This is a genomic window from Chitinophaga sp. 22308, from assembly GCF_052045305.1.
Classification (GTDB): Bacteria; Bacteroidota; Bacteroidia; order Chitinophagales; family Chitinophagaceae; genus Chitinophaga; species Chitinophaga varians_A.
The window spans coordinates 540,498-562,962 of record NZ_JBQEOP010000006.1 but is presented as its reverse complement, the minus strand read 5'-3'; the positions used below and the strand labels follow the sequence as shown (position 1 = coordinate 562,962).

Below are 22,465 nucleotides of genomic sequence, written 5' to 3'. Positions count from 1 at the left end.
TACCTAAAAAACGAAGACCTGAGCAGTAATCCGCTCAGGTCTTCGCTAAAAAAATTCGTAATTCGTAATTCGTAATTCGTAATTCGTAATTAATCCTGTAATTGTGCTTCGGGCACGGCTACACGTCCTGCCTGGATATCTTTCAGCTTGTTGCTGTTCTGTACTTTGGAAGGCACAGGACGGATATCCCATACAATGCCAAGCCAGCCCAGTGTTTTGATCACATAATAGCTGATGTCTATTTCCCACCAGTAGAAACCCTGACGGGCAGCGCTCTGGTAGTAGTGGTGGTTGTTGTGCCATCCTTCGCCCAGGGTAATCAGTGCCAGCACAAGGCTGTTGCGGGACTGGTCGCCGGTATAATAGCGTTGGTTGCCGATTTTATGCATCAGGGAGTTGATGGTAAAGGTACCGTGGTACAGAATAACGGTGCTGAGGAAGAAGCCTATCAACAAGGTAGACAATCCCGCTGTCCAGTCGAACCATCCGGTGCCGTTTACTTTATTGCCCACAAAATATACGGCGATGGCCAGTATCACAGCCGGCACCATGTGCCATTTGTTGAGCCAGAAAAGTTCTTTCGCCTTATGGTCTTTGATCAGGTCAAAACGAGTAGGTTTGTATTCAGGGCCCATGATCCAGCCGATATGGGCGTACCAGATACCATAGATATTGGCAGAGTGAGGATCTTCCGGCGTGTCACTGTGTTTATGGTGAATACGGTGATTGGCAGACCACCAGAGCGCGCCTTTCTGTAAGCTGCTTTGTGCGCCGCCTGCAAGGATAAATTGAAAGAATCGCGACGTTTTAAATGCGCGATGCGAAAAATACCGGTGATAACCGGCAGTTACAAAAAACATGCGCACTACGTACAATACGCCGCACAGTATCCAGTCAAATGCAGTGGTGCCAGTAAAAAATGCCAGCAGGGGAACTGCATGAATTCCCAGAAAGTCCACTTGATGCCACCAGTTAGGTGATTTTCTGTCTTGCTTGATCGCCTTATTCATTCTGCAAATATAGTTTCCGTGGTCTATTAAATTTATGATTTAAATCATTTTGACAAAGTTAGGGCATTTCGCCGGCCAAACCGAGAGTATTCGTCCCGAACTTTTTAAGCGAATAGGTGTTAGGAAGATATAGATTGTCATTATTTTATAACAATAAAATAAAATTCATATATGTCACAGGTCCTGTCAGCTGTCCGCAACAATGTAAAGTATTGGTGGCTTTATCTGCTCAATGGCATCATCTTCATCATTGCGGGCTTCATTGTTTTCAGTAATCCATTCAGCAGTTATATGCTGCTCAGCATCTTTTTCAGTGTAACCTTATTCGTGACCGGCATTTTTGAAATCATATTCGCTACCGGCAACCGGCGCTCCATGCACGGCTGGGGATGGTCGCTGGCATCGGGCATTATAGACCTGGTGGTGGGTTTCATCCTGATGTTGTACCCCGCTATCAGCATGGCGGTCATCCCCATTTTTCTGGGGTTCTGGTTCATGTTCAAAGGCATCAGCCTGATTGTGTTTGCTATAGCGCTCAGCACAGACAAAATTCCCAATTGGGGCTGGGTACTGGTGGGCGGTATCCTGCTGATCATGATCGCCATCGTAATACTTGACAACCCCGCCCTGGGAGTGGCCACAATCCTGGGCGTGATGGCGGCGGCCTTCTGGGTGACCGGTGTATTGAGCATCATTTTCGCTTTCCGGCTAAAGCATATGAAGAGATTATTTCAATAACTATATGTCGATATAAGACAAAAGGAGCAGGCATCACTTTGATCTTGCTCCTTTTGTCTTATATTATTTTATTGTTTGATGAAATACCTATCGTCCCAGTTCTTTCCTCAGAAATTTCAACGCCCTGTTCATCTGTGTTTCTATAGTACCGGTAGTGATATTGAGCCGGGTAGAAATCTGTTTGTAGCTATAGGCATGCTCTTTATGCAATCTGAAAATCTGCTGCTGTTGTGCCGGCAAACGGTTGATAGTGGTTTGCAGCCTGCGTTGCAGCTCCTGTTCCATTAATTTCTCTTCTGGGGAAGGAGCCGTGGTTTCCGGCGTGTATTGGGATAGCGCCTCTTCCTGTCGCGCTTTTTTGCGCAGTTCGTCCAGGAACAGGTTTCTGCCATAGACTTTTAATAAAGCGATTATTTTTTCATCGTCCCGGATACTGTCAAGGTTCTCCCATACCCTGATATAAGCCTGTTGCACCAGGTCGGCGCAGAGGTCATGGTCTTTGCAAAGTGCGAACAGTACCCCAAAAAGTTTGTCATAGGTCTGGTCTATTATCCGCTGCAGCCTTTCTTCCTGTTGATGTGCCAATGACATGTTGATTTTTGTACGCCGCAAAATTACGGTGGTGTTAACTGCCCGTAGATTAACAAATTGTTAAGCCCGCTTTTTTTGTACAGGCATTTTTCATTGTGTACGTGTATTATTCAAACACGGCTTCCGGAGAGGGACTGACAGGCTACCGGGAAGCACTAAACGAAAAATGGACCAGGAACGCATCATAAAATATTTTCAGGGACACTGTCCGGCAGAAGAAGCCAGACAGGTGCAACAGTGGCTGGACCAGCAGGGCGCCGAATGGATAGATCAATTCATGGAGCAGCACTGGGACGCCATCGCGCAAACTTCCACCGGAGAGGAACGCCGCCATCTCGCTTCGCAGGTGATTGCCATGGCGCCGGCGACTAAGGGGAAATGGCGCCGGCTCACCACAGCCGCCGCCGCTGCATGCGTGGCCGCCGTTGCCGCCGCCGCCTGGTGGGCATTCTCTTTGTCTGCTCCACAACAGCTGGCCTGGACGGAAATACGTAACGACAGCAATATCGTTCGTACCATCCAGTTGCCGGACGCGTCTACCGTTACGCTCAACAAACATGCGGTGGTCCGTTATTCATCTGCCTATAATAAAAAAGACAGACAGGTGGAACTGGCAGGGGAGGCCTTCTTTGAAATCCATCCTGATGCCAACAGACCATTTGTGCTACAAGCCGGCAACACCACCGCCCGCGTATATGGCACCGCCTTTAATGTTAACGCGCTGCCGGGCGCGGGAGAAACACGCATCGCCCTGCAAAGCGGCAAAATCGGCGTTACCTGCGACAGCCTCTCCGGCGAAAAAATCCTGTCCCCCGGGCAATTACTCATCTTCGATAAACATACACATCATACAACTGTTACACAGCTTCCGCCTGCACACGCCGACAGCTGGCGCAAAGGGCAGCTGAATTTTGTCAATACGCCATTTAAGGAAGTATTGCTTCAACTGGAAAATACATATGGACTGCATTTTATTTATGCCGGCAAACCACAACAACAAACCGTAACCGCCGTGTTCCCGGCCAACGATCTGCCGAAAGTGTTACAGCACCTGGCTTTCATCTGGGAGCTTGATTTTCAGCAGCGGAACGACAGCATCATTATTCAATAAACATATTCACCTGCATTGATCTGTAAGGCATCGCCCAAAGCGGTGCAGGGGGACTATTTATTCCTGTAAAGCAAACAAAACTTCAAAACAACAGTATGAAAAAGAATCTGCAACGGTGGCTCCAACCTGTTTCCGGATGGCAATACCGCGCAAAGATTGGTTGCTGGTCATTAGCACTGGTAGCTGTAATGAGTGCCCAGGTACAGGCCCAGGCCATCCAGGTGGACCTGCACGGTTCCAACCTGGCAATGGTAGTGGCCAGCCTGCAAAAACAGGCGCCCGGTTACCATTTCTCCTATCAGCAACAGGCACTGGAAAAAGTAAAGGTGGCGCACATCACCTTTCATCAGTCCAGCGTTAAAGCGGCCCTGGAATACCTGCAAAAAAATTACGGCCTGCAGTTCCTACTGGAAGGCAACCAGGTATCTGTGAAGTACAATCCTGCTCCGGCCGGCGCCACTACGGACATCCAGGTGGTACAGGGCAAGGTGACCGATGATGCCAACACCCCGCTACCGGGCGTAAGCATCATAGACCAGCACGGCAAAATGCTGGGCACCACAGACGTTTCCGGTGTATTCTCCGTGAAAACCACTACCGGCAACACCCTCATCTTTTCATACATGGGCTTTACCCCGGAAAAATATACGGTGACCGGCAAGGAAGATGTTGTTAAAATATCCCTGAAACCCAACAGCCGCGAACTGAACAGTGTTGTAGTCACTGCGTTGGGTATTTCCCGTGAGCAGAAAAGCCTAGGCTTCGCTACACAGAAATTGGATGGTAGCGCCGTCAGCGCCGCGCCTACCAATGGTTTTGTCAATGCCCTCAGCGGTAAAGTGGCAGGCCTCAACCTCACCAAAGCCGGCGGACCTATGGGCAGCAGCCGCGTCGTGCTCCGTGGGGAAAGCATCCTCGACGGACAAGGCGGTGAAGCGATCCTCGTGGTAGACGGCGTAATCGTGAATAAATCCTTCAACGGCACCGGCCACCAGGGATACCTCGGCAACGACAGTCCCATCGACTTCGGCTCTGCGCTCACAGACCTCAACCCGGACGATATCGAGTCTATCAACGTACTGAAAGGCCCCAGTGCTGCGGCATTGTACGGCGCCCGCGGTGCCGGCGGCGCCATCATCGTGACCACCAAAAACGGCAGCCGCAATACAAAAGGTATGGGCGTGACCGTTAGCAGCAACCTCGCTTTCGACCAGATCAACAACTGGCCCGATTACCAATATGAATACGGTCAGGGTACCAACAACGCCAAATATTACTCCTACGGCAAAACAGCCGACGGCTCCAATACTTCCTCCACCAGCTCTTCATGGGGGCCTAAGTTCGACGGACAGTCGTACTTCCAGTTCAACTCACCCATGGACGCCAACGGCGTAAGAACAGAACGCACGCCCTGGGTGCCCTACAAAAACAACCGCAAGGATTTCTTCCGCACCGGTCTTACCAATACCAACACCGTTTCCGTGGCAGGCAGCAATGACAAAGGCGACATGCGCCTCAGCTTCACGCACATGAAGAACGAATGGATCATGCCTAACACCGGCTACAAACGTTACTCCATCTCGTTCTCCGGTAATACACAGGTAAGCAAAAAAATCTCCCTGTCTACCAGGATCGACTATACGAACAAAATCGCTGACAACCTGCCCAACTCCGGCTATAATAACCAGTCTATCGCTTATTTTATCAATTTCCAGAACCCCAACGTGGACCTGAACTGGTATAAGCCTTACTGGAAGCCAGGCAGAGAAGGCATTGAACAGAACCATCCTTTCAGTTCATTGATTGACAACCCGTACCTGATCGTAAATGAAATGATCAACGCCTCCAACCGGCACAACGTTACCGGGAACGTGATGGCGAAGTACAAAATTCTTGACAACCTGGAACTGATGCTGCGCAGCGGCCTCGATATGGGCTATGAATTCCGCAACCAGCGCCGCCCCAAAAACACCCAGAAGTTCCAGGATGGTATGTACCGTCAGCAGACCGTAATGAACTACGAAAACAATAACGACTTCCTGCTGCGTTACAATAAAAATATCGGCGCCGATTTCAATATCATTGCCAGCCTGGGCGGCAACGTACGCAACCAGCGCCGCTATTATACTAACCAACGCGCTGATAAACTGGCTGCCGTAGGCGTGTACAACCTCGCCAACAGTAAAGACCCGGTGCTTTCCAGCTCTTCCCGCCCTGTGGCGCAGGTAAACAGCCTGTACGCTTTTGTGAACACTTCCTGGAAAAATAAACTGTTCCTCGATGTGACGCTTCGCAGAGACCAGTCCAGCACCCTGCCGCTGCAGAACAACGTGTTCTATTATCCTTCCATCGCTGCCAGCGCCGTGCTGAGCGAAATGGTACACCTGCCGTCTTTCGTGTCTTATGCCAAACTGCGTACTTCTTATGCCAGCGTTGGGTTTGATGCGCCTTTCGGCACCTACTCCCTGGAGAAAGACTATGAGTCCGGCTCTATCACCGGCAGCATGAGCAATCCCACCACCATCCCTAACCCGAACCTGCAACCGCAGCGTAACAACGCGTTGGAAATAGGTACAGAATGGAAATTGTTCAGCAACCGTGTAGGCTTCGACGTTACCTGGTACCGTCAGCGCGCTATCAACCAGATCTCCGCTATCCCGATCGATCGTTCCACCGGTTATGAATACCAGCTGGCCAACGTAGGCATCGTGGAGAACAGGGGCGTAGAGGTGATGCTGAACGTAACACCGGTGAAACTGAAAAACTTCCAGTGGAAGTCTACCATTAACTGGTCACGCAACCGCAATGAGGTGATCAGGCTGAACCCGGAAGTAGGTACTTCCCTGATCATCGCCGAAGGCCCGAGAGGCACCCTCGAAGCAAGAGAAGGCCATCCCCTCGGAGAGCTGTACGGTATTGGCTTCCAGCGCAGCCCTGATGGACAGATCGTGTACAAGAACGGTCTTGCGCAGCTGTCTTCCGAAGCTACCTTCCGCGGCAATGCCAATCCGGACTGGAGAGGTGGCCTGAACAACCAGTTCACCTATAAAAACCTGTCCCTCTCCGTACTGTTCGATATGCGTCAGGGCGGTAAGATCTACTCCCTCACACACGCTATCCTGGCCGAACAGGGCAAGATCAAATCCACCCTGCCGGGCCGCGACAATGGCCTGATAGGTGACGGTGTGATGTTGGACGCTAACGGTAAATATGTGCCTAACAATGTGCTGGTCACCAATATGGACCAATATTACAACGCCATCTATGATCGAAATAACGTAGAGTCCAACACGTTCGACGCTTCCTATATCAAACTGCGTGAAGTGGTGCTGAGCTATAACGTTCCTGCCAGTGTTTTTGGCCGTTCTTTCATCAGAGGTGCCGCGGTGAGCCTTTATGGCCGCGACCTCTTCGTATGGTCCAACTTCCCGGCCTTTGATCCGGAAACCGCCACACTGAACAGCTCTTCCATCGTACCGGGTTTTGAAACAGGTCAATTCCCTTCTACCCGTACCCTGGGCGTTAACGTAAAACTCAATTTCTAATACAACATACAGGCATATATGAAAAAGTATTTTATTTATATGGGTGTCGCGATAGGACTGTGTACAAGCGTAGCCTGTACCAAGGACTTTGGGGACATGCAGCATAACCCGGAAACACTGAAAGTCGTGCCGGCAGGCAACTTCCTCAATGCCATCCTGTACGATGGCATGAACACCGGCCTGAGAGAATCCCACCGTATCAACAATGAGCTGATGCAGGTGACCGTGACCGAAATTTCCACGACTGACCTGCACCGGTACATCATCAAAAACACAGAGTCAGACTATCCCTGGGAAAACTACTATCTCACGCTGAACAACGTGAAAGATATGCGCGCCTCCGCCAAACTGGCCGGGGAAGTCAACAGCGAAGCGGTAGCGCTGACACTGTGGGCCTGGCTTTTCCAGAACCTGACCGATATCTATGGAGACATCCCTTACCAGGATGCCCTGCGCGGATATCCGGACAACCAGCTGCAAAACAGGTTTGACCCGCAGCAGGATATCTACCGCGACCTGATCGCCAAGCTGGACACGGCCAACCGCCTGTTTGCCACCAGCAAAGGCATAGAGCAGGGGGATGACCTGTTGTTCAACAGTGCGGCCGTTCCTGCTAACATCATCAAATGGAAAAAGCTGTGTAACTCCCTCCGCCTGCGTTTGCTGATGCGTATCGCGCACAAATCGCCCGACGCCCGCCAGGAGCTGGCCAATATGCTGAATGCGCCTGACAAGTACCCTGTCATGGTTAACAATGACGAGTCGGCCGTCTTGAAGTACACCAATATCAAACCTTTCCAGAACCCGTTCTTCAGCTATCGTGATTATGATTTCAACGGCGACCGGGCGCTGTCCGCTTTCTTCGTGAACAAGCTGACTTCCTGGAACGACCCGCGATTGCCGCTATGGGGCAAAAAAGCCAGCGATGGCGTATACAGAGGCATCCCCAGCGGATATAAACCGGAGCAGTTTGATGATATCTCCGGTATCAATGCTTCCACGCTCAACACAGACCTGAAAAAATCCAATCTCATCGGCACTATCATGACTTACGCGGAAGTGGAGTTCATCCGGGCGGAAGCCATTATGCGCGGTTATGCTACCGGTAACGCACAAACGGCATACGAAAACGGCGTGAAGGCATCCGTTACCTACTGGGGTGCGCAGGTGCCTGCCGATTTCCTGGCACGTCCGGGTATCGCGTTCAATAATACCCCTGAGCAGGTGCTTACCCAGAAATATTTTGCCCTGTTCTTTAACGATATGCAGCAGTGGTTTGAATACCGTCGTACCGGTTTCCCGGTGCTGCCGCGCGGAGAAGGGATTATGGCCGGTGTGGACATGCCAGCCCGTATGAAATTCCCGATCATCGTACAGACCATCAACGCGGCCAACTACCAGAACGTAGTGCAGGCCATGGGCGGAGATGATATTGCTACCAGGGTATGGTGGCAGAAATAACGATCGAATTGAGCATTTTATAATTAGATTATTTAGAGGCGAAGACCTGAGCGGATATAACCCGCCCAGGTCTTCGCTTTTTCAATAACCCAATAAGCCAATCATTAAATAATTAAATGATACTGGTCAAAATCCGTAAAGGTCAAAGTCGACAAATCGCAGTATATTTAGACACCACAAAATCTAACTTATCGCTAACGAGATGACACTACGCAAGATTTATTCTCTGGCCTCCCTGTTGCTGTGTGGAATTGCACAGCCTTGTCTGGCACAGAACACGCCGGTTTCCCGGTATGACCATCATGAGGCATTTTCCCCTTTGTTTTATCCGTCTAACGGAAACGAATACAGGAGCGCGGGAGGACAGCCCGGGCCTAAATACTGGCAAAATGCCGCCGACTATAAGATCACCGTCGCCCTGGATACCCTCCAACACCGCATATCCGGCAGCGTATTGATCACTTATAAAAACAACAGCCCAGACCATCTGCCTTTCTTGTGGCTGCAGATGGACCAGAACGTGTACCGCGAGGATTCCCGCGGCACCGCCACGGTAGCGGCCACTGGCGACCGGTTTGCCAACCGTACCTTTACCAAAGGGTTTGAACTGAAGTCGGTAGATGTGGTGAGCAATGGCAAAAGCAGCGCTGCCAAATACCTGGTAGACGATACAAGAATGCAGGTACGGCTCTCAGACGCCCTGAAGCCGGGAGGCAGCCTGCAATTGAAAATAGATTATAGCTATACCATACCGGAATATGGTACTGACCGTACCGGCCGCCTAAACACCCGTCACGGATGGATATACGAAATTGCCCAGTGGTACCCCCGCATGGCCGTGTACGACGATGTGCTGGGCTGGAACAATATTCCTTACCTGGGAGCATCTGAGTTTTACCTGGAGTACGGCAACTTCGATTATACTATTACCGCCCCGGCCAACATGGTGGTGGTAGGCTCCGGCGCGCTCGTCAATGAGGCACAGGTACTGAACAGCACGGAAGCGGCCCGCATTGCCAAAGCGCGCAACAGCGAAGCTACCGTGATGATCCGCGATACCACCGAATTTCATAATGCTGCCGTAAAAGGTAACCGTACCTGGCATTTCGTCTGTAAAGAATCCCGCGATGTGGCATGGGCCGCCTCCGGCGCTTTCATCTGGGATGCTGCCCGTATGAACCTGCCCGGTGGCAAAACAGCGCTGGCACAGTCGGTATATCCGGCCGAATCAGCTGCCCCCAATGCCTGGCGCCGTTCTACAGAGTTTGTAAAGGGCTGTATTGAACATTACTCCAGCCAATGGTATCCCTATACTTATCCTGTGGCGACGAACGTGGCCGGGATAGTAGGCGGGATGGAATACCCCGGCATTGTGTTCTGTTCTGCCAAGTCCACCAAAGGCGGCCTGTGGGGCGTTACCAGCCATGAGTTCGGCCATAACTGGTTCCCGATGATCGTCGGTTCCAATGAACGTAAATATGCCTGGATGGATGAAGGCTTCAACACTTTCATCAATGGCATCGCGGCGGCATCTTTTAACAAGGGGGAATTCAATACGGAACAGTCCGGACAACGCGCGGCGGCTTCCATGTTCGGCTCCAATGCGGAAGCGATCATGAACACGCCCGATGTGATCGGTCTCCGCTACAACGGCGTGGCAGCCTATTTTAAACCTGCCATGGGCCTGAAACTGCTGCGTGACCAGATCCTGGGACATGAAAGATTTGACTATGCCTTCCGGGAATACATCAAACGATGGGCATTTAAACACCCAACACCGTGGGACTTCTTCCGTTCTATAGAGAATGCCGCAGGCGAAGACCTGGCGTGGTTCTGGCGGGGCTGGTTCTTCAATACCTGGAAACTGGACCAGGCGGTGAAGAGCGTAACCTACGTTGGCAGCGACCCGGCCAAAGGCGCTATTATTACCCTGCAAAACCTGGAACAGCTGCCTATGCCGGTAGTGATGACCGTCCGCACGGAGAGCGGCCGCGTTGATACCGTGCGCCTGCCGGTGGAAATCTGGCAGCGTGGCGCTACCTGGGCTTATCATCATCCGTCCAAAGAAAAACTCGTCAGCGTTATCATTGACCCGAAGGGCGATATGCCGGATATTAACCCGTCCAACAACAGCTGGAAAGCCGAAACCGGAAAACCAGTACCGGCGGGAACTACCGCGGCTACGGTGCTGAAAGGCTATATCAACGCCATCGGCGGCAGCGAAAAACTGAAAGGCGTGAAAGATCTTTCCATAGAAGCACAGGGAGAAACACAAGGCACGGAAGTGGAATTGAAATCACTGTACAAGGTGCCCGGCAAAATCTGGCAGGCGGTCACTATTCCGGCTATCAACGGTGTGGCGTATAAAGTGGCTGTCAACGGAGACTCTGCGAGAATGTGGCAGATGGGCCGTGAAATACCGCTGGGGCCTTCTGAAAAAATAATGCTGAAAGAAAAAAACCAACTGTTCCCCGAACTTTCCTGGCTGGAAACACCGGATAATGTGAAAGTGGAACTGGCGCCTCAAACAGAAACGGTCAATGATGAAGACGTATATGTACTGACCATCGCCACCGCCAACGGCAGCCTGCAAAAGAACTATTACAGCGCCAAAACAGGCCTGAAAGTACGCACCCTGCTGCTCAGCGGACAGGAAGGCTCACCGGCCAGCAATGCCGTAACAGACTACCTGGAATACCGCAATGTAAACGGCGTACAGATACCTTCCCGGTTCCGCACCACCGCCGGCGGTTTTGATACCAACGTAAAGGTCGTGAAGGCGGCCATCAACAGTAATCTCAGCGACGACGTATTTACCAGGTAAACGTTCGTTAACAAATCATATCCGGTAACAGATATAGGGATGCCCGTTTTTCCTTATGTTTGTTACCGGATTTTTATTGTATTAACCCTTTATGCAGCAACAGTATACCTATAGCCGCGGTTTCCGCATCTTTGTTTTTTGCCTGGTAACTCCTTTTGCCCTGGTGCCTTTGTTGGCCATCTATGGCATTATAGTGGAGGGGATCAGGTCTTCAGTGGAAATGCTTGTTGCTTTTGTCACAGTGCTGCCTTCTGCCGCCCTGGCTTTTTATTGTATCAATGAAATGTTGTCGGTGGTAACGTTGCGTGATGACGGCATACGTTATAAGTCTTTTTTATACAGCAGGGAGCTGCTTTGGCTGGATATATGGGGATACCGGTGGAATCAGGGTACACTGGTGCTTATCCCCGCTGTAAAAGGAAAGAAAAAACTGAGTGTGTCGGGCTATCGCACCGGTTACCATGAAATAGCCAGGTGGGTCCTGGACCGGTATCCTGATCTGAGCGGTAAACTGCCGGATGAAAACATCGTTGCATCGCATAAAGCTGACCTCCACTACAATTATCAGCTGAGAATGGCCAGGTATACGGCCCGGGCATTCAATGCTGCGGCCTTTGTGTTGATGGTGGCATGTTTCTCTTTTCCCAGGCCGTTGCCCTCTGCCGTTTTTTTACGCTGGCTGCCATTGTTGATAGTAGCCATGCTTGCCATCATACCGGTGGCGCTGGAATATCATAAAGGCCGGCTTCTTGTTTCCGAAACCAAAAAGGTACAGACATTGCCTAACATAGGATTGGCGATATTGTTTAGCGCAGCAGGCCTGTTTGTGTTGTGTGTCCCTGTATATAACCTTCGTCTGAAGACATTGTGGATGGCCACTTTGGTGATCGTAACGCTATTTACCCTGCTGGTAATAGTTGCTTCGCGGCACATGAAAGTCTCTATCGGGAACAAGATATGGGGAGTGGTCAGCTTTTTGATTTTCTTCACACCGGCCGCTTTCGGCTCGATCGTTTATCTTAATACCTTCTTTGACCACAGTACTCCTCAGTTGTTTGAGACCACCGTATACGATAAGAGGATCAGCAGGGGGAAATCTACCAGTTATTACCTGGTGATGAAGCCATGGGGGCCTGTAACATCTGCGACGTCTGTTTCAGTTGGAAAAAAGAAATACGAAGCTGCCAATATCAACGACGTTGTAACGATGGAATTGCATAACGGCGCCTTTGGGCTGCCCTGGTATACGCCGCAGTTATGGAAAAAACAGGACTATTAACCAAGCCATCCCAATACCCGCTGCAGTCCCTCTATATTATCTCCCCAATAAAAATGCATATAACCCGCCAGTATCCGTGGCGTGTGAAACACCACACCGGCAACGGTTTCCTGCCGGGCGTTCAATATACGTATAGCCGGCCCCGTGATCTCCGGCACTTTCTCATATTGTGAATAGTGAAATTCGTGTCCCCTGAAAACCTCATTGCCGATATGTATTTCCCGGTAGCCCAATGTGAGGGCTGTATGTTGCATACTGGTACTGACCTTCAGCAGCCCGGCCATCGGCCATGGCTGTCCGTTTTCATCGATGATGTTTTCGCCGAGGTACATCATACCGCCGCATTCCGCCAGTATCCGGCCTTCGTATTGCCGTAACTGTTGTAACAACGTAGTATTGGCAGCCAGCTGTGGCAGATACAGCTCGGGATAACCGCCAGGAAAGTAAAGCAGGTCCGCAGGTGGCAGGGAAGTTGCTGCGAGCGGACTAAAGTAACGGATATCCCCCAATTGGGACAACGCAGCGATATTCTCCCTGTAAGTAAAATTAAACGCCTCATCCCGGGCGATAGCGATTTGTAACCGGCCTGGGGAAGCGGGCGTAATCACTGCGGCTGCCGGCTCCGGCCGTAGCGTGTGTTGCAGCAGCAGTTCCAGGTCGATATGTTCGCTGAGATGGTCCGCTGCGGTATCGATAACGGCATTATAGTCAGTCTCCCCGGAAATATGCAGTCCCAGATGACGTGAAGGAATCCTGATGTCCGGTCTTTCCGGCAGATAGCCTAATACCGGCACGCCGGCATCGGCGGCGGCTTCTTCGAGTATACGATAGTGGGAGGGCGCATTCACGAAGTTAAAAATGACGCCCGCCAGTGTAATGCCGGGAAAAAAATGCCTGTAGCCGTACAACAGCGCCGCGGCGGAGTAGGCCATGGCCTGGGCGTCTACTACCAGTATCACGGGAATGTCCAGCAGTGCGGCAAGAGCGGCGCTGCTGCCTTCCATTTTATGGGCGCCGTCAAAAAGTCCCATCACGCCTTCGATGATGCTGACATCGGCCTGCCGGGCATAGCGCTGGTATACTTCGAACAAATGAGGCTCCGGCATTATAAAAACGTCGAGGTTGACGCTCTCCCGGCCTGCTGCCAGCGTATGGTGTTTCGGATCAAGGTAGTCAGGCCCGCACTTGAAAGGCTGTACCCGCCGGCCGCTACGTTGCAATGCCCGCAGCAAGGCGAGTGTGATGGTCGTTTTACCGGCGCCGCTGTGAGGCGCGGCGATAAGGAACTGTGGTTTCATGCCGGACAAAGATAAGTTTGTGAAAGTTAATATCTTCGTTGCCACTTGATGTTATGGATACCATGAAACAACTCCGGCCGGTAATGTTCGTCGGCACCGCTTCTGATGTGGGTAAAAGCGTGATTACGGCGGGGTTCTGCCGTATATTTAAACAGGACGGCTACTATCCGGCGCCTTTTAAGGCGCAGAATATGTCGCTCAACAGCTACGCTACGCCCGATGGCCTGGAGATAGGCCGGGCACAGGCGGTACAGGCGGAAGCGGCCGGGGTGCCCTGCCATACTGATATGAACCCGGTGCTGCTGAAACCTACCAACGATAAAACATCTCAACTGGTACTGCATGGCAAACCGGCCGGTAACCAAACGGCATGGGAATATTTTATGCAGGACGACAAACGACTGCTGTTTGAAGAAGTGAAGGCTTCCTTCGACCGCCTGTCGGCACAATATAATCCGGTAGTGATGGAAGGGGCAGGCAGTATATCTGAACTGAACCTGCGTGACCGTGATATTACCAATATGCGTATCGCTCTGCATGCGGGAGCAGCGGTGTACCTCATTGCGGACATCGACAGGGGCGGTGTTTTTGGCAGCGTGTATGGCACTGTCGCGCTGCTGCCACCGGAAGAAAAAGCGCTGCTCAAAGGTATTATCATCAACAAATTCCGCGGTGATATCCGTCTCTTTGAAGATGGCCGAAGGCAACTGGAAGCGATCACCGGTGTTCCGGTAACGGGCGTATTGCCGTATTATCACGATATTCATATAGAAGAAGAGGACTCGGTGGCGCTGTCGCTCAAACACAAACGGCAGATGCAGGGACGGATCAATGTCGCGGTGGTACTGCTTCGCCATATGTCAAATTTTACTGATTTTAATGTGCTGGAGAAAGATGACCGTGTGAACCTGTTTTATACCGATAACCCGGCGGAGATCACGGAGGCCGATATTGTCATCGTCCCCGGCAGTAAGAACACCCTGGCCGATCTGGTGGCGATAAAAAATAACGGCACCGCCAGGGCTATCACGGAAGCGTACAAACGGAATAAAGTAGTGATCGGGATTTGCGGAGGGTATCAGATGATGGGCATTTCCATTGCTGACCCGTACGGGGTGGAAGGGGAGCCGGGCAGCATGCCGGGGCTGGGCATCCTGCCGGTATCTACGGTCCTTGCCCGTGAAAAGGTGACCCGGCAGCGCCGTTTCACCTACCGTCAGCAAACAGCCGCCTGTGAAGGATATGAAATACACATGGGCGTCACGGAAAGCGAAAAACCATCCCCCCTGGCCACCCTGGATAATGGGGAGCCTGACGGGTACTTCCTGAATGATAAGTGCTGGGGCACTTACCTCCACGGCATACTGGACAATACCACGGTGCTCAACGACCTGCTGTCGGCCTGCGGCCATCAGGTCGGCACAGGGCAAAGCTTCGACTACAAGGCCTTCCGGTCTGCTCAATATGATAAACTGGCTGCTCATATCCGGCAACACCTGGACATGGACGCGGTCTATAAAGCCATTCGCTTATGATACTAGGACACGGAGACGACGCTTACCTGTTTGACCGCCCCATTGTGGCTGATTTCAGTTCCAATGTATATTATGGCGGCATGAAGGAAAAACTGGTACAACACATCACCGGCCACATTCGCGGGGTAGACCATTACCCTGATGCGGCTGCCGGCAGGCTGCAACAGCAAATTGAACAGCGTACGGAAATGGCGCCAGGCATGGTGATGGTCACCAACGGCGGTACGGAAGCTATCTACCTGGTGGCACAGGCCTTCAGCGGCTCGTCCACCACAGTGGTAGTGCCCACGTTTGCGGAATATGCAGATGCCTGTAAGTTGTATGGGCATGAGGTGAGTTATTTTTTCTGGGAGAAGCTGGCGCCGGACACCCGGTTTATCACTGACCTGGTGTTTATCTGTAACCCCAACAATCCCACCGCCCAGGCGATGAACGAAGACGGGCTGTTACAACTGATACAGTTCAACAGCCGTTCTGTTTTTGTCATTGATGAAGCCTATATACAATTCACCCGTAATGCCGACAGCCTGTTGCCACACCTGCACCGGCTGCCTAACGTGCTCGTAGTGCGCTCGCTGACGAAGTCCTGCTGTATCCCCGGCCTGCGGCTGGGTTATCTGGCTGGCCAGAAACCGCTGCTGGACAAGGTACGGGCCTACCGCATGCCATGGTCGGTCAACAGCCTTGCGCTGGAAGCGGGATATTACATCATGGACCATCCGGCGGAATTTGAAGTGCCGGTAGATTCCCTGCTGGCGGATACTTACCAGCTGTGGGAGGGCGTGCGGAAAATGCCGGAATTCAATGTATATCCTACCCATACCCATTATTTCCTGTTTGAAACACTGACAGGCACAGCGGCTGAACTGAAGCGCTGGCTGGTGAATACCTATGGCATCCTTATCCGTGATGCGTCCAATTTCTACGGACTGGAGCAGGGGCACTGCCGCATTGCCTGCCGCAATAAAGAGGATAATACGTTATTACTAACCGCCCTGCGCAAATGGACCCTTTCGTAAAATTCGTGTTGCCGTTGCTGTTAGGTTACGGGCTGGACCTCCTGCTGGGAGACCCTCGCAGCTGGCCACATCCGGTGAAGTATTACGGTCATCTGATCAGTTTTTTCACCCGGTGGCTTAACTGTGGGAGGGGACGGCTGTGGAAAGGAGCGCTGATGACCACAGGGTTATGCGTGTTCGTCTTTTTATTTTTCTATTATATACAGTATAGCCTCGGGCACTGGCCATGGGCACAGGTATTGTTTGCATCGGTCATGGTGTTTTTTGCCCTGGCCAATAAAAGCCTGCTGCGGGAAGGCCGGGAAGTGTTTGATGCCTTGCAGCAGGACGGGCTGGAAGCCGGACGCAAACGGCTTTCCTGGATCGTGGGACGTGATACGGCTGCCTTGTCCCCCAATCAGATACGGACCGCCGTAATGGAGTCGATGTCTGAAAACCTCAGCGACGGCGTCATTGCGCCGCTTTTTTATTATGCGTTGCTGGGTGTGCCGGGGATCATGTTGTATAAGATGATCAACACGCTCGATTCCATGATTGGTTATAAAAATGATGAGTACCTGTATTTCGGCAGGGTGGCGGCACGGCTGGACGATGTGGCCAATTTCATTCCTGCCCGGCTCACTGCTTTGCTGATGGTAATAGTAACAGGCAGTGGCCGGGCGGCACAGTATGTGCTGCGTTTTGGCCGGGCGCATGCCAGTCCCAACGCCGGTTATCCGGAAGCGGCGCTGGCGGGTATCCTGCATTGCCGCTTCGGTGGTCCTAATACATATCACGGGCGCATGGTGGTGAAACCGTATATCGGTGAGCAGGCCCGTGATATTGAGCATACGGAATTCCGTAAGGTGTTGTATGTAAACCATGCCGTTACACTGGTAATGGTGCTGGCTATTTGTTTATGGGGTTATTTAACTATTTGAGTATTCCGGTATGGACCAACCTTTTCAGAAAATAAGCATTTTAAGCTGCGGCTGGCTGGGAAAGCCGTTGGCAATAGCGTTGCAACAAAAGGGCTACGCCGTAAAAGGCGCCCGTACATCCGCCGAAGGCGTAAAAGAACTACAGGAAGCGGGTATCGACGGGCACATCGTAGTGTTATGCAATGGTCGGCCGCAGGCGCCTGAAACATTCTGGGATGCAGACGTGCTGGTGATCAATGTGCCGCCCCGCAACCGGGAGAGAGGTGTACAGGCGCATATCGAAGAAATCAAAGGGCTGCGCGAAAAGCTGGAAGCCACAGGCATCAAAAAGGTGTTGTTCGTGAGTTCTACCTCCGTATATGCCGATGTTGACGGCATCGTAACGGAAACGGATATGGCAATTCCGGAAGCGCCCAATGGCGCTGCTTTAAGGGAAGTGGAGCAACTGTTGTTGCAATCCCCTGCCTTTAGTACCACCGTGCTTCGTTTCGGTGGACTGATCGGTTATGACCGGGTACCTACTGCGGCTGTATTACAATCGCAGCGCCGGAACAACGATGCGCCGATGAACGTCATACACCGTGATGACTGCGTTGCCATTATCTGTCAACTGATTGAAAAAGAGATCGGAGGTGAAATTTTTAATGCCTGTGCCGGTGGGCATCCAACGCGGTATCAGTATTACAGCGTGGCTGCAAAGGCTTTTGGGCTGGAACTGCCGGAGAAACAGCCATCTGGTCAGCAGTCTGCTAAAATAGTGAGCTCGGAGAAGTTAAAACAGTGGCTCGGCTATGAATTTATCTACGATGATCCGTTAACGATATTTGATACTCCCGCTGCCGGAGGGAAATGAAACCCTGTAATCCTATGAGCCTGTTGTTCAGAAAGATACTTTCCGCCGGCCTGATAGCCCTGTTTCCGCTGATGATGGTGGCGTTGATGACGTACCGTTTTCAGGGCCCTATTCCTTTATTGTATGATTGGTGGTTGGGCGCGATGTTTATATGGAGCGCTTTTTTTTATGGGATGATTTGTCCGTTGTTTTATCAAAAATACCCTTTTGTTTTTAAGTGTTTTGTTTGGGTAGGATTCCTTTCTTTGTTAACGGGTGTTACTGCCTGGTGGTATTATTACAGCTATTCGAATTCTGGTGAAATGCTTTTCTGTACCGTGTTTGATAGAGGTTTTATCAGAGTGATCGAGTTTCTGTCAGTTGATAGTTGGTGTTGGAAGAAGTATTAATTTAGCGAAACAATATAATTTTTTGATCATGGAATTACAGCTGGTTTTAGCCAAATTGGATGTTCTGGATGAAAAAGTTGATCGCAGGTTTAATGCTTTGGAAACACGTATCGGATCGCTGGAGGACCGCATGGATACCCTGGACCACCGGATGAATTCCCTGGAGAAGAAAGTGGATTCACTGGAAGCCAAAGTGGAGATGCGGTTTAGTGTAGTAGACCTTCGTTTTGAAGCATTGGACTGTGTATTGAACAACATCCGGGAAGACATCGGGAAAATTGCGGAATGGGTACCTTTTCGTACGCCACCGTTAGCACCGTTGCTGCGCGGTTAACGGCTGATAGTTGCCCACATTGTTTACATGGAATCAATCGGGGCCCCGCTGTTTTGGCAGCCGGGCCTTTTTATTTGCCGTTCTTCCCGCTTGTTTGTGTTTTTGTCAGGTAAAAAGAGTAAATTGTATAGCTGTCTGATGCCAACGACAGCCATGTCTCTGATTTACCTAAACATCTAAACCTCAAGTAGCTGTGAACCTGCTATTCATAGGCGTTGTCGCCTTGTCCCTATGGTTGCTCTATCTTCAGTATAAGAGCAATGCCCGCAAAAGAAGCCGTTTACTGACACCAGTGCGGCCAGCCAGCATTCTGAAAATTAACAGTTATACGTCTTTCGGTATTATGGCCACCGTCCAGTTTAAAGACGACGCCTGTCCGCAATTAGGCGAACGTATCCAAAAGGAAGGAAGCCTGTACAAAATTACCGGCGTGCTGCCGGAAGACAGCCCGCAACCGGAACGCCATCAGCGGGTATGGGACTGCCGCCTCGAAAAACTGTAAGAGAAAAACCATGATTGCTGCTGATTCGCCGGATTTCGAAAATCAGCGCGAATCAGCGATCTGAAACGGCTATTCGTTAGAGACTGTATATCAGCAGCCGAAGGTGAATCTTTGCCTTGCAAAATAGCAGCAGTCAATCTGTGTTATTAGCTGAATCAGTCGTTTCAGTCACCGCTTAGCGCTGTGATATACTTATCTACATACACGTCTTTTGTTTTGCTTTTATATTGCATCACAAACCTGGGGTGCTCCAGCGGGACGACCTGTTGGAAGAAGTGTTCTTTTTTGTTCAGTGCTTCAAGGAAAGCTGCGTTTTTACCGGTGCCCATCACGTAACACACGCTGGTATCTATGTCCCAGGTGAGCTGTTTGCGCAGACTTTCTATGATGAAGGGGGTGACTGCTTTGGTGAGGGCTGGGCTGTCGTAGTAATTGTAGTTGATCTCCTTTCCGCCGGCCTGTTGTTGCGTAAAGCCGAGCGGGCATATAGAGCCGATATAGAATTTGTGGTAGAACTTTTTTACGCCGCCGTAGGCATCAATCACATCGTATACAAACACGGACGAGGGTTCATGCGATTTAAACCCTTTAATGGTGATGCCGCATTTTTCCGCCATGCGTTTGGTGTCCGTGAAAGGCACGCCGGTAGCGCCCGAACCAAGGCGTCCTGGGTTAATGCCCAATATCATGCGGCGCTGCGAGTGGTCGTTGTAGAACTTTTTATAGAACTGTTCCATGATACCGTTGATTTCCGGATTTTCACGGAACGGGTTCATGATACGGATACCGGCGGGCAGGTGACCGTTGAACACAAGATTTTTATTAAAGTCGATGATCTGGTCTGCGAATGTCATACGACAAGATAGGACAGAATCCGCGAATATCCTGAAAGTTATACCAGCAGGCCGTGCGCGCTGATTTTCTCGAGGATGTCTTCTTCCCGGTACGGCTTCATGATGTAGTCATTCAGACCGCTGTTCATATAGCTGGCCACATCGTCGTCCAGTATGTTACCGGTAATGGCGATGATGGTAACGCCGGCTTTTTTCTTGTCGGGCAACTGCCGGATCTGCTGTGTGAGCGCGATGCCGTCCATGCCAGGCAGATCAATGTCTGTCAGGATCATATCAAATGATTCACGGACGTAGATGGTCAGCGCCTCTTCGGCGGAGCCGGTGATCACGTGTGCGATGCCGAGCCTGTCCAGCAGGAGGGCCAGCAATTTTTGATTCAGCACACTGTCTTCCACTACCAGCAGCCGGATGTGGGAAGGAGCGGCAGGGGTGGTGTCGGGGGATTCGGTAGAGTTGTTCACGGGCATGGTAATTTTGATGGTACCAGGTGTTTGAACGGCAGCAGGATACCTTATTTCGAAATTGAACGTAGTGCCTTTTCCGGGTGTACTTTTTACTTCTATTTTCCCATCATGCAGGTCGATAATTTTTTTAGCGATATACAACCCAAGGCCGCTACCTTTGGAAACGCCGTTAGGCCCCTGTGTGAAAGCGTCAAACAGGTTCGGCAGCACATCTTCCGGGATGCCGGAGCCGGTGTCTTTAACAGACACCTGCAACAGTTCGCCATCGCGCAGCCAGGCAGTCACGGTGATTTCTCCCTTACTGGTGTATTTGATGGCGTTGGCGACCAGGTTGATCAGCACTTGTTTCAGCCGGAACACATCGCCATATACTTGCTGCGTGGTAGGGAAATAAATGCAGGGCTGCAGGCGGAGCGATTTGATATTGGCCTGTACCTGCAGGCTGGTGCAGACTTCCTCGATGGCGGTGCGGGGGGAGAATTTCTCTTGTTTTAAAGAGGGCTTGCCGCCTTCCATCTGCGTATAATCGAGTACGTTGTTGACTACAGACAACAGCATCTCCGCCGAATTACGGATAGCGGAGGTCGTTTCTCCCGGTTGTTCCCGTTCCAGCTGGCTGGTATAGCCCAGCAAAGAGTGGATAGGCGTCCGTATCTCGTGGCTCATGGTGGAGACAAACTCACTTTTCTGCCGCGCGTATTTCTCTGCCTGTTGTTTGGAACGTAACAGGGCCAGGTCATATTTATAAAGCCGGATAATACCGTAGATGATGATGCCGGTCAGTAACAGCAACAAGGGAATTTCCCAATACGTGTGTTTGTCCATCGTATAAAGGGAATTGCCGATGTTCTGACTGAGCACCCAGCGTTTTTTATCTGTTTCCGCCACCATGTTTTTGCGCAGATTGGCCAGTACCTGCTGCAGGACGTTAAACAACCGTTGGTTGGCCATCACCAGCGCATATTCCTTGCGGTTAAGGTTGGCGTGGCTCTGTGCCGCCTGCCGCATGAACTGCTGATAGCTTTGCTGCATCTTCTTCAGGTCTGCGGTGGAGATAACACTGGTCTGGCTATCAGCGCCGGAGTCCCGTTTGATGACTTTTACTTCCTGTTTCGTTTGCACCGCGGCTTTGTTGGAAATAGCGTCCTTGATACGGCCGAATAATTTCTTTTTAGGCTTGACGGTGGCAGAAGAGGAAGTGATGATGGTATCGATCTGTTCCCGCTGGGGCAGCTTTATCTTTTGCAGCTCCTGTATCACCAGCGGCGTTGCAGTGGTGTCCCATTGTTGCGATAGTTGCAGCAGGGAGTCCACATACAGGCGGGTATGCAGGAATAGCTGGGTCTTGGCCTCTTTGTCGGCCAGCAGCTCCTGTACCTGTTTCTGTTTGGAGGCGGCGCCTATGGCAGTGTCAATATGGGCGCTCACGGATTCCAGCGAAGCCACATAGGAGTGGAGATAAGCCGGGTCGTAGGTGAGGGTATAAAAACGAAAATCGTTGTCTGCTGCGTATAACAATTGCACGGCCTGGTCAATATGCCCTGCATCTGTTTTGGTGGCCACCAGGTCCCGCACGCCCGCACTCAGCTGGTCTGCTGCCCGCTTACGCAAAAAGATGATCATAAAGAAGGTAACCAGGATGACTACCATCAGAATGACTATTGCGAACCGGAAAAAACTTTTTCTTTCGTAGGCGTTGTACATTATTGCTTGGATTGGAAGTTGGCACGAAAGAGTG

18 protein-coding genes are annotated in these 22,465 nt (G+C 51.2%); 13 read left to right on the top strand and 5 right to left on the bottom strand.

Going from position 1 to position 22,465, the window contains the following annotated elements; genetic code table 11:
• Positions 1-89: 89 nt before the first annotated feature.
• A complete protein-coding gene (locus ACTJJS_RS25995) occupies positions 90-1,010 on the bottom strand; it encodes an acyl-CoA desaturase (protein WP_168874517.1) in 921 nt (306 codons plus the stop codon).
• 171 nt (positions 1,011-1,181) lie between these two features.
• Between ACTJJS_RS25995 and ACTJJS_RS25990 the strand changes: the two genes are divergently transcribed.
• Positions 1,182-1,748 carry an HdeD family acid-resistance protein gene (locus ACTJJS_RS25990; protein WP_440666210.1) on the top strand — a complete coding sequence of 189 codons (567 nt, stop codon included), beginning with the start codon at positions 1,182-1,184 and terminating at the stop codon, positions 1,746-1,748.
• An 87-nt stretch (positions 1,749-1,835) separates the two neighbouring features.
• Here ACTJJS_RS25990 and ACTJJS_RS25985 read toward each other — a convergent pair whose 3' ends face one another.
• Positions 1,836-2,339 carry an RNA polymerase sigma factor gene (locus tag ACTJJS_RS25985; RefSeq protein ID WP_168874519.1) on the bottom strand — a complete coding sequence of 168 codons (504 nt, stop codon included), beginning with the start codon at positions 2,337-2,339 and terminating at the stop codon, positions 1,836-1,838.
• Between the two features lie 166 nt (positions 2,340-2,505).
• Here ACTJJS_RS25985 and ACTJJS_RS25980 point away from each other — a divergent pair, with 166 nt between their 5' ends.
• The 5 genes from ACTJJS_RS25980 (at position 2,506) to ACTJJS_RS25960 (ending at position 12,559) form a co-directional block, all read left to right on the top strand.
• A complete protein-coding gene (locus ACTJJS_RS25980) occupies positions 2,506-3,450 on the top strand; it encodes a FecR family protein (RefSeq protein WP_440666209.1) in 945 nt (314 codons plus the stop codon).
• 95 nt (positions 3,451-3,545) lie between these two features.
• Positions 3,546-6,995: a SusC/RagA family TonB-linked outer membrane protein gene (locus ACTJJS_RS25975; RefSeq protein WP_440666208.1), complete on the top strand. Its 3,450-nt coding sequence runs from the start codon at positions 3,546-3,548 to the stop codon at positions 6,993-6,995.
• A gap of 18 nt (positions 6,996-7,013) precedes the next feature.
• Complete coding sequence (locus ACTJJS_RS25970; RefSeq protein WP_440666207.1) at positions 7,014-8,456, top strand: SusD/RagB family nutrient-binding outer membrane lipoprotein; 1,443 nt, start codon at positions 7,014-7,016, stop codon at positions 8,454-8,456.
• Between the two features lie 202 nt (positions 8,457-8,658).
• Positions 8,659-11,280 carry a M1 family metallopeptidase gene (locus ACTJJS_RS25965; protein ID WP_440666205.1) on the top strand — a complete coding sequence of 874 codons (2,622 nt, stop codon included), beginning with the start codon at positions 8,659-8,661 and terminating at the stop codon, positions 11,278-11,280.
• Positions 11,281-11,371: 91 nt separating this feature from the next.
• Positions 11,372-12,559 (top strand): hypothetical protein, encoded by a 1,188-nt coding sequence (locus ACTJJS_RS25960; RefSeq protein ID WP_440666203.1) that lies wholly within the window; start codon positions 11,372-11,374, stop codon positions 12,557-12,559.
• On the opposite strand, the gene ACTJJS_RS25955 is transcribed toward ACTJJS_RS25960, so the two are convergent.
• Positions 12,556-13,857: a cobyrinate a,c-diamide synthase gene (locus ACTJJS_RS25955; RefSeq protein WP_440666201.1), complete on the bottom strand. Its 1,302-nt coding sequence runs from the start codon at positions 13,855-13,857 to the stop codon at positions 12,556-12,558. The genes ACTJJS_RS25960 and ACTJJS_RS25955 overlap by 4 nt on opposite strands.
• Before the next feature lie 62 nt (positions 13,858-13,919).
• Here ACTJJS_RS25955 and ACTJJS_RS25950 point away from each other — a divergent pair, with 62 nt between their 5' ends.
• From ACTJJS_RS25950 to ACTJJS_RS25920, 7 genes are all read left to right on the top strand, one after another.
• Complete coding sequence (locus tag ACTJJS_RS25950) at positions 13,920-15,392, top strand: cobyric acid synthase (protein ID WP_440666200.1); 1,473 nt, start codon at positions 13,920-13,922, stop codon at positions 15,390-15,392.
• Positions 15,389-16,411, top strand: coding sequence for a pyridoxal phosphate-dependent aminotransferase (locus ACTJJS_RS25945; RefSeq protein ID WP_440666198.1), 1,023 nt, complete (start codon positions 15,389-15,391; stop codon positions 16,409-16,411). The genes ACTJJS_RS25950 and ACTJJS_RS25945 overlap by 4 nt, the downstream gene beginning before the upstream one ends.
• On the top strand, positions 16,396-17,331 hold the full coding sequence (gene cbiB / locus ACTJJS_RS25940; RefSeq protein ID WP_440666196.1) for an adenosylcobinamide-phosphate synthase CbiB: 936 nt from the start codon (positions 16,396-16,398) through the stop codon (positions 17,329-17,331). The genes ACTJJS_RS25945 and cbiB overlap by 16 nt, the downstream gene beginning before the upstream one ends.
• A gap of 10 nt (positions 17,332-17,341) precedes the next feature.
• The gene (locus ACTJJS_RS25935) at positions 17,342-18,184 is read left to right on the top strand and encodes an SDR family oxidoreductase (RefSeq protein WP_440666194.1); all 843 of its coding nucleotides are present in this window, start codon (positions 17,342-17,344) and stop codon (positions 18,182-18,184) included.
• A 14-nt stretch (positions 18,185-18,198) separates the two neighbouring features.
• Positions 18,199-18,573, top strand: a complete 375-nt coding sequence (locus tag ACTJJS_RS25930; RefSeq protein WP_440666192.1) for a hypothetical protein — start codon at positions 18,199-18,201, stop codon at positions 18,571-18,573.
• 28 nt (positions 18,574-18,601) lie between these two features.
• Positions 18,602-18,907, top strand: a complete 306-nt coding sequence (locus ACTJJS_RS25925; protein WP_440666191.1) for a hypothetical protein — start codon at positions 18,602-18,604, stop codon at positions 18,905-18,907.
• Positions 18,908-19,100: 193 nt separating this feature from the next.
• Entirely contained in the window at positions 19,101-19,409 is a 309-nt protein-coding gene (locus tag ACTJJS_RS25920) for a hypothetical protein (RefSeq protein WP_440666189.1), read from the top strand.
• 164 nt (positions 19,410-19,573) lie between these two features.
• Here the strand turns inward: ACTJJS_RS25920 and ACTJJS_RS25915 are convergent, their stop codons facing one another.
• Entirely contained in the window at positions 19,574-20,263 is a 690-nt protein-coding gene (locus ACTJJS_RS25915; protein ID WP_440666188.1) for a uracil-DNA glycosylase family protein, read from the bottom strand.
• A 38-nt stretch (positions 20,264-20,301) separates the two neighbouring features.
• Positions 20,302-22,377, bottom strand: a complete 2,076-nt coding sequence (locus tag ACTJJS_RS25910) for an ATP-binding protein (RefSeq protein ID WP_440666186.1) — start codon at positions 22,375-22,377, stop codon at positions 20,302-20,304.
• Between the last annotated feature and the right edge of the window lie 88 nt (positions 22,378-22,465).

What these genes read in the sequence shown, in the direction of transcription:
- ACTJJS_RS25995 (WP_168874517.1), bottom strand. Translation starts at nt 1,010, where the DNA reads ATGAATAAGGCGATCAAGCAAGACAGAAAATCACCTAACTGGTGGCAT.
- ACTJJS_RS25990 (WP_440666210.1), top strand. Translation starts at nt 1,182, where the DNA reads ATGTCACAGGTCCTGTCAGCTGTCCGCAACAATGTAAAGTATTGGTGG.
- ACTJJS_RS25985 (WP_168874519.1), bottom strand. Translation starts at nt 2,339, where the DNA reads ATGTCATTGGCACATCAACAGGAAGAAAGGCTGCAGCGGATAATAGAC.
- ACTJJS_RS25980 (WP_440666209.1), top strand. Translation starts at nt 2,506, where the DNA reads ATGGACCAGGAACGCATCATAAAATATTTTCAGGGACACTGTCCGGCA.
- ACTJJS_RS25975 (WP_440666208.1), top strand. Translation starts at nt 3,546, where the DNA reads ATGAAAAAGAATCTGCAACGGTGGCTCCAACCTGTTTCCGGATGGCAA.
- ACTJJS_RS25970 (WP_440666207.1), top strand. Translation starts at nt 7,014, where the DNA reads ATGAAAAAGTATTTTATTTATATGGGTGTCGCGATAGGACTGTGTACA.
- ACTJJS_RS25965 (WP_440666205.1), top strand. Translation starts at nt 8,659, where the DNA reads ATGACACTACGCAAGATTTATTCTCTGGCCTCCCTGTTGCTGTGTGGA.
- ACTJJS_RS25960 (WP_440666203.1), top strand. Translation starts at nt 11,372, where the DNA reads ATGCAGCAACAGTATACCTATAGCCGCGGTTTCCGCATCTTTGTTTTT.
- ACTJJS_RS25955 (WP_440666201.1), bottom strand. Translation starts at nt 13,857, where the DNA reads ATGAAACCACAGTTCCTTATCGCCGCGCCTCACAGCGGCGCCGGTAAA.
- ACTJJS_RS25950 (WP_440666200.1), top strand. Translation starts at nt 13,920, where the DNA reads ATGAAACAACTCCGGCCGGTAATGTTCGTCGGCACCGCTTCTGATGTG.
- ACTJJS_RS25945 (WP_440666198.1), top strand. Translation starts at nt 15,389, where the DNA reads ATGATACTAGGACACGGAGACGACGCTTACCTGTTTGACCGCCCCATT.
- cbiB (WP_440666196.1), top strand. Translation starts at nt 16,396, where the DNA reads ATGGACCCTTTCGTAAAATTCGTGTTGCCGTTGCTGTTAGGTTACGGG.
- ACTJJS_RS25935 (WP_440666194.1), top strand. Translation starts at nt 17,342, where the DNA reads ATGGACCAACCTTTTCAGAAAATAAGCATTTTAAGCTGCGGCTGGCTG.
- ACTJJS_RS25930 (WP_440666192.1), top strand. Translation starts at nt 18,199, where the DNA reads ATGAGCCTGTTGTTCAGAAAGATACTTTCCGCCGGCCTGATAGCCCTG.
- ACTJJS_RS25925 (WP_440666191.1), top strand. Translation starts at nt 18,602, where the DNA reads ATGGAATTACAGCTGGTTTTAGCCAAATTGGATGTTCTGGATGAAAAA.
- ACTJJS_RS25915 (WP_440666188.1), bottom strand. Translation starts at nt 20,263, where the DNA reads ATGACATTCGCAGACCAGATCATCGACTTTAATAAAAATCTTGTGTTC.
- ACTJJS_RS25910 (WP_440666186.1), bottom strand. Translation starts at nt 22,377, where the DNA reads ATGGTAGTCATCCTGGTTACCTTCTTTATGATCATCTTTTTGCGTAAG.